General features: G+C 70.1%; 8 protein-coding genes. 3 read left to right on the top strand and 5 right to left on the bottom strand.

Translation table 11 applies throughout. The features are described from left to right. The first annotated feature begins 267 nt into the window (after window positions 1-267). Window positions 268-1,434, top strand: coding sequence for a phosphoserine transaminase (locus tag AC0IY0_RS03695; protein ID WP_419829132.1), 1,167 nt, complete (start codon window positions 268-270; stop codon window positions 1,432-1,434). Between the two features lie 497 nt (window positions 1,435-1,931). On the opposite strand, the gene AC0IY0_RS03700 is transcribed toward AC0IY0_RS03695, so the two are convergent. The 3 genes from AC0IY0_RS03700 to tesB form a co-directional block, all read right to left on the bottom strand. Beyond that, entirely contained in the window at window positions 1,932-3,443 is a 1,512-nt protein-coding gene (locus tag AC0IY0_RS03700) for an ammonium transporter (protein ID WP_419829131.1), read from the bottom strand. A 66-nt stretch (window positions 3,444-3,509) separates the two neighbouring features. After that, window positions 3,510-3,848: a P-II family nitrogen regulator gene (locus AC0IY0_RS03705; RefSeq protein WP_147855545.1), complete on the bottom strand. Its 339-nt coding sequence runs from the start codon at window positions 3,846-3,848 to the stop codon at window positions 3,510-3,512. Between the two features lie 551 nt (window positions 3,849-4,399). Beyond that, window positions 4,400-5,299 carry an acyl-CoA thioesterase II gene (gene tesB / locus AC0IY0_RS03710; RefSeq protein WP_147939018.1) on the bottom strand — a complete coding sequence of 300 codons (900 nt, stop codon included), beginning with the start codon at window positions 5,297-5,299 and terminating at the stop codon, window positions 4,400-4,402. Window positions 5,300-5,394: 95 nt separating this feature from the next. On the opposite strand from tesB, the gene AC0IY0_RS03715 reads away from it, so the two are divergent. Then, window positions 5,395-6,666: an FAD-dependent monooxygenase gene (locus AC0IY0_RS03715; protein WP_419829130.1), complete on the top strand. Its 1,272-nt coding sequence runs from the start codon at window positions 5,395-5,397 to the stop codon at window positions 6,664-6,666. A gap of 2 nt (window positions 6,667-6,668) precedes the next feature. On the opposite strand, the gene AC0IY0_RS03720 is transcribed toward AC0IY0_RS03715, so the two are convergent. Next, window positions 6,669-8,195 (bottom strand): glycosyltransferase family 2 protein, encoded by a 1,527-nt coding sequence (locus AC0IY0_RS03720; protein ID WP_471763106.1) that lies wholly within the window; start codon window positions 8,193-8,195, stop codon window positions 6,669-6,671. Window positions 8,196-8,214: 19 nt separating this feature from the next. Further along, entirely contained in the window at window positions 8,215-11,322 is a 3,108-nt protein-coding gene (locus AC0IY0_RS03725) for a rhamnan synthesis F family protein (RefSeq protein ID WP_471763107.1), read from the bottom strand. A 336-nt stretch (window positions 11,323-11,658) separates the two neighbouring features. Here AC0IY0_RS03725 and AC0IY0_RS03730 point away from each other — a divergent pair, with 336 nt between their 5' ends. Beyond that, window positions 11,659-12,207 carry a formaldehyde-activating enzyme gene (locus AC0IY0_RS03730; RefSeq protein ID WP_058192649.1) on the top strand — a complete coding sequence of 183 codons (549 nt, stop codon included), beginning with the start codon at window positions 11,659-11,661 and terminating at the stop codon, window positions 12,205-12,207. Window positions 12,208-12,288: the final 81 nt, after the last annotated feature.

The raw sequence follows: 12,288 nt of genomic DNA on the forward strand, positions 1-12,288 counted from the left end.
CATAAGTAAAACCGACCAGGCCGATAATATCGCAGCACTGTGGAAAGACATCAGCGTACCTCGAACGCAACACGGCACGCCATTAAGGCTAACGACCCAAGATTAATCGACGGTTCCGTAGGCCCGAACAGCCTGTCCCGGGCAGGGGCACGCACCGAAGACTGCAACCCGGACAAGCGCTTGCCAGAGGCCCGGATTGGGCGCATGCGCGGTTCCGGGACACTCCTCCCCGCCGAGGAGCGCCCATCTGCAAGGATGGATCCGACGATGAGCCGACCCGACAGGCGCCCGCGCGTTCCCCATTTCTCGTCCGGCCCCTGCGCCAAGCGTCCGGGCTGGAGCCCGGCCGCCCTGGACGGTGCCGCGCTCGGCCGCTCGCACCGCTCCAGCATCGGCAAGGCCAAGCTCGGCCGGGCCATCGACCTGACCCGCTCGGTGCTGCAGGTGCCCGCCGATTACCGCATCGGCATCGTGCCGGCCTCCGATACCGGCGCCGTCGAGATGGCGATGTGGACGCTGCTCGGGCCCAAGCCCGTGGAGGTCGCCGCCTGGGAGGCCTTCGGCAAGGAGTGGGTCACCGACGCGCTCAAGCAGCTCAAGATCGCGCCCAGGATCCACCAGACGCCCTACGGCGTGCTTCCGGACCTGTCGGCGATCGACACCAGGAATAACGACGTGGTCTTCACCTGGAACGGCACCGCCGCCGGCGTGAAGGTCCCGAACGGCGACTGGATCGCCGCCGACCGCGCGGGCCTGACCATCTGTGACGCCACCTCGGCGGCCTTCGCGCAGCCGCTGTCCTGGGACAAGCTCGATGTCGTGACCTTCTCCTGGCAGAAGGTGATGGGCGGCGAAGCCGCGCACGGCATGCTGGTGCTCTCGCCCCGGGCGGTCGAGCGGCTGGAGAGCCACGTCCCGGCCTGGCCGCTGCCGAAGGTGTTTCGGCTCACCAAGGACGGCAAGCTGATCGAGGGCATCTTCAAGGGCGACACGATCAACACGCCCTCGATGCTGGCGGTGGAGGATTACCTCGACACCCTCGACTGGGCCGTGCGGATCGGGGGCCTGCCGGCGCTCCACGCCCGGGCCGACGCCAACGCCAAGGCGATCTACGACTGGGTCGCCCGGACCCCGTGGATCGCGCCGCTGGCGGTCGACCCCGCGACCTACTCGAACACCGGCGTCTGCCTGGTAATCGCAGACCCGGACGTGCTCGCCCGCGGCGACGCGGCGGTGGCGGCGCTTGCATCGGGTATCGTCGAGCGCCTGGACCGCGAGGGCGTCGCCCTCGACATCGGCGCCTACCGCGACGCCCCGGCCGGCCTGCGGATCTGGTGCGGCGCGACGGTGGAGACGGCCGACCTCGAAGCGCTGACGCCGTGGCTGGACTGGGCGTTCGCGGAGGAGAAGGCGGCACTGGCCCAGGCAGCGTAGCGCACTCGCCGCCGACTCGTCGCGCCGACCGCTTCGCGCGACGCGTATCGTCGTGCGAGGAGGCGCACCAGGACGCGCCGCGCCGCCGTCCGCTACGCGTAGACGCTGCGTGACCGATTTCACGCCGCCCCTCGCGAAGGCTCTGCACGAAAATGGCGACCGCTTCTTTCGAAGCGGATACGGTGATCATGAGACCGGGCGGCATGCGCAGGCTGGCCGGAAGGTCGCCGTCGATGCCGCCATCGGATTCCGCCCTCCCCCGCGTCAGTCCGCCGTCCTCGCGAGCTCCGCGCAGCAACTCGGCGCGGCGTGCAATCTCCGGATGCGGCGTATCACCGGGTTGCGTCGCTGCGCACTGACGGTGTGGACCGGATCTACGTCGGGCGTGCTTCGGCGCGTCGGTCGACGGCACAACATGAAGACAAAAAACCCCGGCCCTCGCGGAGCCGGGGTTTTCATGTCAGCGGCGCGACCCCGGAGGGCCGCGCCGTTCATTCTCAGTAGTTGTAGGCGCGCTCGCCGTGGTCGGCGATGTCGAGGCCCTCGCGCTCCTCTTCCTGGGTCACACGCAGGCCGATCGTCAGGTCGACGAGCTTGTAGAGGATCGCCGAGCCGATGCCGGACCACAGCAGGGTCAGGCCGACCGCCTCCGCCTGGATGATGAGCTGGCTCACCATGTCGTAGGCGCCGACTGCCAGTTCGCCCGGCTTGGAGGTGTAGTCGGGGATGCCGACGCCACCGAGGTTCGGATCGACCAGGATGCCGGTCGCCAGGGCGCCCAGGATGCCGCCGATGCAATGCACGCCGAACACGTCGAGGGAGTCGTCGTAGCCCAACGCGTTCTTCACGGTGGAGCACATCACGAAGCAGACCACGCCGGCCACGAGGCCGAGCACGATCGAGCCCATCGGGCCGGCAAAGCCCGAGGCCGGGGTGACGGCCACGAGGCCGGCTACCGCGCCCGAGAGCATGCCGAGCAGCGACGGCTTGCCCTTGAGCGCCCACTCGGCGAACAGCCACGCCACCGCGGCGCCGCAGGTCGCCACGAAGGTGTTGAGCATCGCCAGCGCGGCGGTGCCGTTGGCCTCGAGGTTCGAGCCGGCGTTGAAGCCGAACCAGCCGACCCACAGCAGCGAGGCGCCGATCATGGTCATGGTCAGCGAGTGCGGGGCGAGCAGGTCGCGGCCGTAACCGATGCGCTTGCCCATGATCAGGCAGCCGACGAAGCCGGCGATGCCCGCGTTGATGTGCACCACGGTGCCGCCGGCGAAGTCGAGGGCACCCTTCTGGAAGAGGAAGCCCGCATCCTTGTTGACCGCGTCGAGCGCCGCCTGGGCGGTCGCCTTCGAGGCGTCGTCGGTGGCGGCGGCCAGCGCCTTGGCGGCGTTGCCGACGGCATCCGGGCCGGCCCAGTACCAGACCATGTGGGCCATCGGGAAGTAGATGAGCGTGACCCAGAGGATCGTGAACACCACCAGGGCGGAGAACTTCATCCGCTCCGCGAAGGCGCCGACGATCAGCGCCGGGGTGATCATCGCGAACGTCATCTGGAAGCACAGATAGGCGTATTCGGGGATCACGACGCCGTTGGAGAAGGTCGCCACCGTCGAGTTCGCGTCGATGCCCTTCAGGAACGCCTTCGACAGGCCGCCGACGAAGTCGTTGATGCCGCCGCCGTTGGTGAAGGCGAGGCTGTAGCCGTAGAACACCCACAGCAGGCCGACGATCGACACGATCGCGAACACCTGGGTCAGCACCGACAGCATGTTCTTGGTGCGCACGAGGCCGCCGTAGAACAGCGCCAGGCCCGGCACGCTCATCAGCAGCACAAGGGCCGCGGAGATCATCATCCAGGCGGTGTCGCCCTTGTTGGGCAGCGGCACGACCGCGGCGGCCGGCGCCGCGGAGGCAGCTTCCGGAACCGGGGTCTGCGCGAGGGATGGCTCGATCAGGAGGGCGGCGAGCGCCGCGCCTCCCAAGCCGAGCATCAAGGCGTTACGGACTTTCATGGACAGGTGGCTCCGGTCACGATGCGTTGCGCGTTGCGTAAAGGTTGAGGTTGTCGGCGGGCCGGCTCAGAGCGCGTCGGCGTCGGTCTCGCCGGTCCGGATGCGCACCGCCTTCTCGAGGGGCAGCACGAAGATCTTGCCGTCGCCGATCTGGCCGGTGCGGGCCGCCGCCGCGATGGCGTCGATGACGCTGGCGGTCAGGTCGGAGGCGACCGCGACCTCGATCTTGAGCTTGGGCAGGAAACTCACCGCGTATTCCGCGCCGCGGTAGATCTCGGTGTGGCCCTTCTGGCGGCCGTAGCCCTTCACTTCCGTCACCGTCAGGCCGTGGACGCCGATTCCGGTGAGCGCGTCGCGCACCTCCTCCAGCTTGAACGGCTTGATGATGGCCATCACGATCTTCATGGGCGGCGCCCCCTAACCGAGTCCCTGGGAACCGATGCCATCGCCCGATCCACGCAGCGGCCCAATCCGAGCCGCCCGCCGAGCCGGGCTGGCCCGCGGTTGAGCGGGGCTATTCAAGGACTATGCCACCCGAGCTTGGCAGGGAACTTTTCAGGCGGGCGCGGTTATGCCCAGCAAATAGACCTATCAGGCGAAGCTGTGGGCACGCCGCGCCGGATGGTTGCCTAGAAAACGTGCAAACGATTGATAAATAGGCACATGGCAGCGGTGCAATTCTGCAACGCACGTTGGCGAAGGCGTCTTAATCCTCGGGCGAGGGACGATTCGATCGCTTATGGGCCCCTGTTAGAACCCTATCGCCTCGCACGCCCGTCGCTCAGTCCGGCGCCGCAGAGCGAAGCCCGAAGCCCAGACACGCAGGTGGCGTAAGTCGTGGAATCGGCCGCGGATCCGAATCCCAGGCGCGGCTTCAGCGCGCCGAGATGACGGCGCAGTTCAGCCGGCCGGCGCCGCCGCGCGGATCGGACGCGAAGATGTGCCGCGCTGTGACCTCATCCCCCGTGGGGTCGAATGAGACCTTCCTGCGCAACGGACGCGACGAGGTTGCCGGCGCGGTCGAAGATCTGGCCGCGGGCGAAGCCGCGCGCGCCGCCGGCGGCGGGGCTGTCCTGAGCATAGAGCAGCCAGTCGTCGATCCGGACTGGGCGGTGGAACCACAAGGCGTGGTCGAGGCTGGCTGCCTGGATGTCGGGGTCGAACACCGAGCTGGCATGCGGGATAAGAGACACGTCGAGCAAGGTCATGTCAGAGGCGTAGGCCAGCACCGCACGGTGCAGGGCGGGGTCGTCCGGCAGCGCCGAGGCCGCCCGCAACCAGACATTGAAGACCGGCTCGGGGCGCGACCCATCCTTGCGTCGGGCAATGTAGCGGTCGAGATCGACCGGGCGCAGTTCGATCGGGCGCTCGCGGCCGAAATAGGCGGCGACAGCCTCCGGCATGCCGGCGGCACCGGCGGCCGCCAGCGCCTTGCCGTCGAGGAGGCCGTCCGGCCCGGCCACGTCCGGCATGGTCGGCTGGTGCTCGAACCCGCCCTCGGAGACCTGGTAGGAGATCGTGGTGGCGAAGATCGCCCGCCCGTGCTGGATCGCCTTGACCCGCCGGGTGGTGAAGCTGCGCCCGTCGCGGATGCGCTCGACCTCGTAGACGATCGGCGCGCGGGGATCGCCCGGCAGCATAAAATAGGCGTGGAGCGAATGGGCCGGCCGGTCGTCAGGCACCGTGCGGGTGGCGGCCACGAGGGCCTGCGCCACCACCTGGCCCCCAAACACCCGGCGCCAGCCAGTCTTCGGGTTCTGGCCGCGGAACAGGTCGACCTCGAGGCGTTCGAGGTCGAGGATGGCGATGAGCTCGGCGACCGCGTCGGTCATCGCGTCGGTGGTGGCGTCGGTCATGAGTCGCGGGGTTTCCGTTCGTCGTCCAAACGCGACATAGGCCTTTCGGGCAGAGCGATCCACGCGCTCGGCCCCCAGATCGGAGATCCGTGACGATGACGGCCCAGACGCCCCGCCCCGGCAGCCGCAGCCTCCTGATCGCCGGAGGCGGCCTCGCCAGCCTCGCCCTGGCCTTCGCACTCAAGCAGGCCCACGGGCCGGCTCTGGCCGTGACCGTGATCGACCCGCACGGCGCCGAACCCGCACGGCACCGCGGCCGCGCCTACGCGCTGGCAGCGGGTGGGCGGCGGATGCTGACGCAGCTCGGGCTGTGGGAGCGAATCGCGGCCTCCGCCGAGCCGATCGCCGAGATGGTGATCTCCGACAGCCGATTGGCCGACCCGGTGCGGCCGGTGTTCCTGACCTTCGGGCGGGAGGAGGAGGACCAGGCCGACCGGGCGGTGGGCGAGCCTTTCGCCCACATGGTCGAGGCCGAGCCCCTGGCGCGCGCGCTGTCCGAGGCCTGCCTAGACGGGGGCGTCGCGATCGTCACAGGGGGCGTGGTGCGGGCGCTGCCTGAGGGCGTGGCGATCCGGGCGGAGCTGACCACGGGCGAGAGCCTCCGGGCCGACCTGCTGGTGGCCGCCGACGGCGCGCGTTCCCGCCTGCGGGAGGCTGCGCGGATCGGCTGGGTGGGCTGGTCCTATCCGCAGGTCGGGATCGTGGCCACGATCGGGCATACCCGGCCGCACCAGGGCCGAGCCTTCGAGCACTTTTTGCCCGCCGGCCCCTTCGCGATCCTGCCCCTACGGGACGGCGGCACGCTGGGCCACCGCTCCTCGATCGTCTGGACCGAGCGGGCCGACGAGGCCGACGCGCTGCTCTCGGGCGAGCCCGACGAGGTGCTGGCCGAGATCGAGCGGCGGTTCACCCTGGATCTGGGAATGCTGGCCCTGGAGCACGGCCCGAGCCGGCACCCGCTGGCCTTCGGCATCGCCCGGGCGTTCCGGGCCGACCGGCTGGCGCTGCTCGGCGATTCCGCCCACGTCATCCACCCGATTGCCGGCCAGGGCCTCAATCTCGGCCTGGCGGACGCCGCGGCTTTGGCCGAGGCGGTGACCGGCGCCCTGCGGCTCGGGCTCGATCCCGGCAGCCCGGACGTGCTGCAGGCCTATGAGCGCGCCCGCCGGTTCGACAGCTTCGCCATGGCGGCAGCCACCGACGGGCTGAACCGGCTGTTCTCCAACGACGCCCTGCCGCTGCGGCTCGCGCGCGACCTCGGCCTCGGGATCGTCGACCGCCTGCCCGGTCTCAAGCGGTTCTTCATCGGCGAGGCCGCGGCCTCACGGGGCACGCGGCCCCGGCTGATGCGCGGCGAGGCGCTGTAGAGTCAGGCGGGCCGGCGCTCGCTCACCCAGCGGGCCGCGTCGGCCCGGGGGGCGACCACATCGGTGTCGGTGCGCAGCTGCGGGCTGTAGGCCGGGTCGTCGGTCAGCACGTCGTGCCAGCGGCGCAGGAAACGGGAGATCTGGGAGCCCGGGGCGAAGCTGGTCTGCCGCGAGGCGCTCTCGTGGTGCGCCATCTCGGCGAACGGCGTGTAGACGATCCGGTAGCCGAGCATCCGCAGCTTGAAGCACAGATCGACGTCGTTGAAGTCGAGCGCAAAACTCTCGTCGAAGCCGTCGACCGCTTCCAGCACCGCCTTGCGCGTGGCGAACAGCGCGCCGGTCACCGACGAGCAGTCGCGCTGCGCCAGCGCCCAGTCGCCGTAGGTCGGCTCGGCCGCGTCGCGGTTGTACCAGGGATGGGCGCAGACATCGAAGATGCCGCCGAACATGCCGGCATGCTGGATCTTGCCGCTCGGGAACAGCAGCCGCCCGCCGACCCCGCCGACGCCGCGGTCGAGCGCGAAGGTCAGCAGCGCCTCGATCCAGCCGGGGCGGCGCACAACGAGGTCGTCGTTCATCAGGATGACGAGGTCGGTCTCGGCGGCGCGCCAGAGGGTGTTCATCTTGGCCGCGTAGTTGAAGGGTGCGCCCTCGGGCCGGGTGGTGAGCAGGCGGGTCACCGCGAACCGGTCGGACCGGCCGCGATAGATCGCGTCGTCGGCCTTGTCGTCGCCGATCAGCACCCGGATCCGGTCGGCCGGGTAGCTGCTGCGGGCGAGGCTGTCGAGGAGGGTGATGACGTGCGGCTTGGCGCCCGCGATCGGGCTCCCGTCCTCGTTCCGGGGCCTGGTCTGGGCGGTGGGCACCACCAGGGTCACGGGCGGGCGCGCATCGAAGGTGCGGCGGATCTCCAGCGTGTCCGGGGTCAGGCCCGGGGCGGTGCGCAGGGGCGCGCCCGAGCCCTGGAACCAGCGGTCGAGCACGTCGGCGCGGGCGGCGCGCTTCGCCTTCGGACGGACGAGCGGCGAGGCGATCAGCGTCTGCGGGATCCGGTCGATGCCGATGCCCGCCGAGAGCGCGTCGAGCAGCAGCCGGAACCAGGCGGCGTTGCCGGTACGCCGGCCGAAATCCGGGGTCAGGCCTGCCAGGGCCGAGACGCGGATCACCAGCGGGAAGCTGATATAGTCGTCGGCCATGAGGAGCGCCGGGTTGAAGGCCGGCTTGCAATGGACGCTGCGGACCTGGCCCGCGCCGTCCATCACGGCGTCGTCGCCGTAGAAGATGCCGATATCCGGCCGCTCGGCCATTGCGGCGAGGATCGGTGCGAACAGCTCCGGATGCAGATCGGACGCCGCCGGGGCCACGAACACGGCCCGGCAGGCGGGCAGCTGGCCGGCGGCGACCTGGCCGAGCTTGCGGTCGTCGACCGGGTGGAAGCGCTCGTCGAGGGGCAGCGGCAGGATCGCGTCCGGCCAGGCGCGCGCGCTCCAGGAGGCCGACGGGGCCGGGACCGGCTTCTTGTTCAACACGGATCGCGTCTCCCGGGCGTCAATTGCGTTCGGCTGCGAGGAGCCGGCTGACGCTCGCCTCCATGGCGGCGGCCACCGCGCCGATCGACAGGCGCTCGCGGATCCGGGCGCGGGCGGCGGCGCCGATCCGCGCGGCATCGCCGCTCGCCACCGCCCGGGCGGCGTCGGTGAGCGCGCGGGCGAGGTCGGCCTCGTCCACCTGCCCCCATTCGGCGCCGCGCAGATACGGCCCGTAGGTCTGGTCCAGGGCGGCGATCTCGGCCTTCACCGGGAAGCCGCAGGTGGCGTCGAGGAAGTCGCGGCTGCCGCCGTAATCGGTGGCGACCACGACCTTGCCCATCTCCATCGCCTCGGCGATCGTCAGGCCGAAGCCTTCCGAGGAATGCGACGAGGCATAGACCGCGCAGAGCTCGAACAGGGCGCCGAGCTCGTTCTGGGACAGCGGCTGGTCGATCACCACCACGTCTCCGGCCTTGCCGACGAGGTCGAGCAGCTTCTTGCCCTCGTCGGGCAGGTCGAACACGTGCTTGGTCTTGAGCACGAGCTGCCAGCCGGATTGCGCCAGCCCCGCCGCCCGGAACGCGCGGATCAGCGCGTGCGGATTCTTGCGGGCGAGGTAGCTCGACCCGTCGAAGGCGTAGAGGATGACCTTTTTGGCCGGGTCGATGGAGAACGCCTTGCGCAGGTTGGCCTTGGCGGCGGCGCTCGCCGGCTCGCCGGGCTCGTTCTCGACCACGTAGGGCACGACATCGACCGGGATGTCGGTGATCTGGCGGAAGATCGCGGCGCAGAACTCCGTGGGCGCCCAGATCGCGTCGAGGCCGTCCACGGTGGGCAGCCAGCCCCCGGGCACGTGCGAGGTCTCCCAGACGAACAGCCCGATCCTGAGCCGGGCGCTCACGGCGATGTCGAGCTGCCGCTCGCTCATCAGGGAGTGCCAGCTGTCGCCGTTGAAATGGACCAGGGCGACGTCCGGCGCGCCCGAGAAGGTCCGGGCCTGCCAGCCCGGCCCGACCCGGGCATGGACGTGGAACGACCGCTCCATCGGATGCACGTTCAGGGCGAACGGCGCCCGGTGCAGCGCCCGCACGTAGCTGCGCGCCGCGACGCCGAGCCCGTTGGCGTAGTTCATCGGCGAGACGTAGGAGACGCGCAAGGGCCGCTCCGGCGCCTTCGGCCTGCGCAGGTCGGCCCAGACCTTGGGGCCGGGATACGTGAAGGTCTGGTCGAGCCGGTCGAGGTCGAAGCCGCGCTCGCCGATGGCCTCGCGCACCGCCGCGCCGCCGATCGCGGCGTGCTCGCCCAGGAGCGAGCGCTTCACGAACGGGAAGCCCTGGGTGAGCATGTTCTCCCAGTCGAACAGGGTGCGGTTGTTGCGCGGGTCGTTGACGAGCGTCATGTGCTTGTTCTGGGCCGAGAACAGGCTGCGCATGCCGAGCCCCGCGGCCCGCATCCGTCCGGAGAAGGTCAACTCGTACTCGGTGATGACTGTGTTCTTGTCCGGCCAGTTTGCCACCGACTGGATGAAGTGGTTGAACGCGTAGGAGGACACGCAGCGCTTCTTCAGGGCCAGGAAGAAGCTTTGCAGGTGGTGGCTGTAGTAGAAGTTGTCGGCGAGCCCGATCACCGCCTCCGGGTAGGCATCGATCTTCGCCAGCATCCCCGCGAAGTCGCCGCTGTCGAGGGGGCCGACCAGGCTGTCGTTGGCGAGATACAGGGTCTCGGAATCGAGCAGGTCGTCGTCCTCAAGGAGGACATGGGCCCAGGCGGCGAAATCGAAGCCGGTGTTTTCGCGCAGGTAGGCCGAGGCGCAGAGCTTCAGGATCGCCTCCGGCACCGCGGTCTTGTGCTGGTCGGCCGCGATGATGAGCACGATGTCGATGCCGTTCTCGGCAAACGCCCGCAGGTAGGGCTCGACATGGCCGCGGATGCGCCCCTCCGGCGCGTGGGTGATGAACAGGGCCGTCCGGCCGTGCCGGCGCGGCTCCCGCTTCAGGCAGGACAGCCGGGCGTCGGCGGCCTCCGGGACCGCGGTGCCGGCGACCCGGCGGGTCAGCCGCCCCGCCTCGAGCCCGGTGATGACGTAGTCGACCAGGGGGTTGAGCCCGAGCGCCGCGACCCGGGGGTAGCGGGCGAGGTACCAGGGCGCGTCGAAGCGCGGGGACGGGCTCGTGCGCCGGCCGTTGTCGGCCAGGAAGTGCGCAAGCGGATTGGCATCCGTCTCGTCGTCGGCGAGATAGGTTTCGGTGTACCAGCGCGTATCGAACCAGGGGCCGGGATCGAGCCCCTCCCGGGCGCCGTGCTCCAGGAAGTGCACCAGCGGGTTGAGGCTGTCGGCGCGCACCGCCGCCGATTGGGCGGCGTACCAGTCGGGGTCGAACAGGGGATGCGGGGCGTAGCGGCGGTAGCCGCCCGCCATCACGTAATGCTCCAGCGGCTCGAGCCCGCTGGTCTCGGCCTCGGGGCAGCGCCCGCGGTAGAACTCCGCGTCGAAGATCCCGGAGCGGCGGATCAGGTCGACGTGCCGCGACAGCCCGGCGAATTCCTCGGGGGTACGCAGATAGCCCTGCTTCCGCCCGGTCTCGAAATAGTGACTGAGCGCGATGCCGCCCGCCTCCCGGGCATCGGGGTAGCGCGACCGGTACCAGGCGGAATCGAACAGTGGCGACGGGTCGGTGTCGGGGCTTTTCAGGAAGTGAAAGAACGCCCGGGCGCGGGCGTCGGCGCCGCCGAGATAGCGCTGCGCGTACCAGTCCGGGTCGAACAGCGGGTTGGGGGCGATGCCGGCATCGGCGCCGCGCTCGACGTAGTGGATGAGCGGGTTCACGCCCTCGGCGCGCAGGCCCGGGACGGCGTCGAGGTAGCGGTCGCCGTGGAACAACGGCGACGGCCAGCGCCCCTCCCGCCCGCCATGGACCGCGTAGTGCACGAGCGGGTCGATCCCCTCGCCCACCACGTCGGGATAGCGCCGCCCGTACCAGGCCGGATCGAACAGGCCCGAGGCCTTCACGGCCGCCACGAGATCCGCTTGCCGGGGCTCGCTCGTCCGCCGCCGCTTCAGGCGCCGGGCCAGAGGGCGCGTGAGGGACCGCGCTGGCCCGGCGACGAACACATCTCGAAGGCGCATGGTGAGTACCGGATACGCGGGAGGCCCGCTGTGCTGCCTACGCCGCAATCCGCGAGAGACATCAGGGTGTTCAGCCGGTCGCCCCGGCCTCGCGGGCCTTCCTACTGGTCCGGCTCGCCCGAGCCAAGGGCCGGGGTAGATTGGGCCGGGGTAGATTGGGCCGGGGCAGGTTGGGCCCGGACAGATCGGACCGAGGCAGGTTCACGTAGACGGCAGCGGCATCGCGGCGGGGCCGACGGATGCCGGAGCGCGTGCTAGAGGGGGCGCCGTCGATCCAGCCGGCACCGCCGCAGCGGCCGCCCCCGCCCCGTGCCGCAACCTATGGAGCCTACCCTTATGAGTGAACGCATCATCCTCCGCGCCGGCGAGGCGCTCGTGGCGGGCGGCCCGCCGAACACCGCGTCCGAGCCGGAGGTCATCATCGGCGAGCTGGACGGTCCCGTCGGCACCGCGATCGCGACGCTGACGGGCGACCAGGTGGTCGGCCACAGCCGCGTCTTCGCGCTCCTCAACACCGACATCATGGTTCGGCCGGTAACGCTCTGCGTCTCCAAGGTCAGCGTGACCGAGAGCAAGTACACCTCGATCCTAATGGGCACGGTGCAGTTCGCCATCGCCAACGGCGTGCTCGACGCCGTGCGGGCCGGCTACATCCCCAAGGAGAAGGCCAACGACCTCGGCATCATCTGCTCGGTCTGGCTGAGCCCCGGCGTGATCCAGGCCGAGACGGTGGACCACAAGGCGCTGTTCGAGATCCAGCGCAAGGGCATGACCGAGGCGATCCGCAAGGCCATGACCAACGAGCCGTCGATCGACTGGCTGCTCGAGAACCAGGACAAGATCGTGCACAAGTATTACACGATGGGTCTCGAAGGTAAGATCTGACCCGCGCGCTAAACAAGCAGTCCCGGGAAGCGGTGGCGGACCAAACGACTTCGCTCCCGGGCATCGGCCAGCGCAAAACGT

The organism is Methylobacterium sp. AC315 (assembly GCF_979253755.1).

Excerpts from the sequence above, each read along its gene's own strand:
- AC0IY0_RS03695 (WP_419829132.1), top strand. The coding sequence starts at position 268 with ATGAGCCGACCCGACAGGCGCCCGCGCGTTCCCCATTTCTCGTCCGGC.
- AC0IY0_RS03700 (WP_419829131.1), bottom strand. The coding sequence starts at position 3,443 with ATGAAAGTCCGTAACGCCTTGATGCTCGGCTTGGGAGGCGCGGCGCTC.
- AC0IY0_RS03705 (WP_147855545.1), bottom strand. The coding sequence starts at position 3,848 with ATGAAGATCGTGATGGCCATCATCAAGCCGTTCAAGCTGGAGGAGGTG.
- tesB (WP_147939018.1), bottom strand. The coding sequence starts at position 5,299 with ATGACCGACGCCACCACCGACGCGATGACCGACGCGGTCGCCGAGCTC.
- AC0IY0_RS03715 (WP_419829130.1), top strand. The coding sequence starts at position 5,395 with ATGACGGCCCAGACGCCCCGCCCCGGCAGCCGCAGCCTCCTGATCGCC.
- AC0IY0_RS03725 (WP_471763107.1), bottom strand. The coding sequence starts at position 11,322 with ATGCGCCTTCGAGATGTGTTCGTCGCCGGGCCAGCGCGGTCCCTCACG.
- AC0IY0_RS03730 (WP_058192649.1), top strand. The coding sequence starts at position 11,659 with ATGAGTGAACGCATCATCCTCCGCGCCGGCGAGGCGCTCGTGGCGGGC.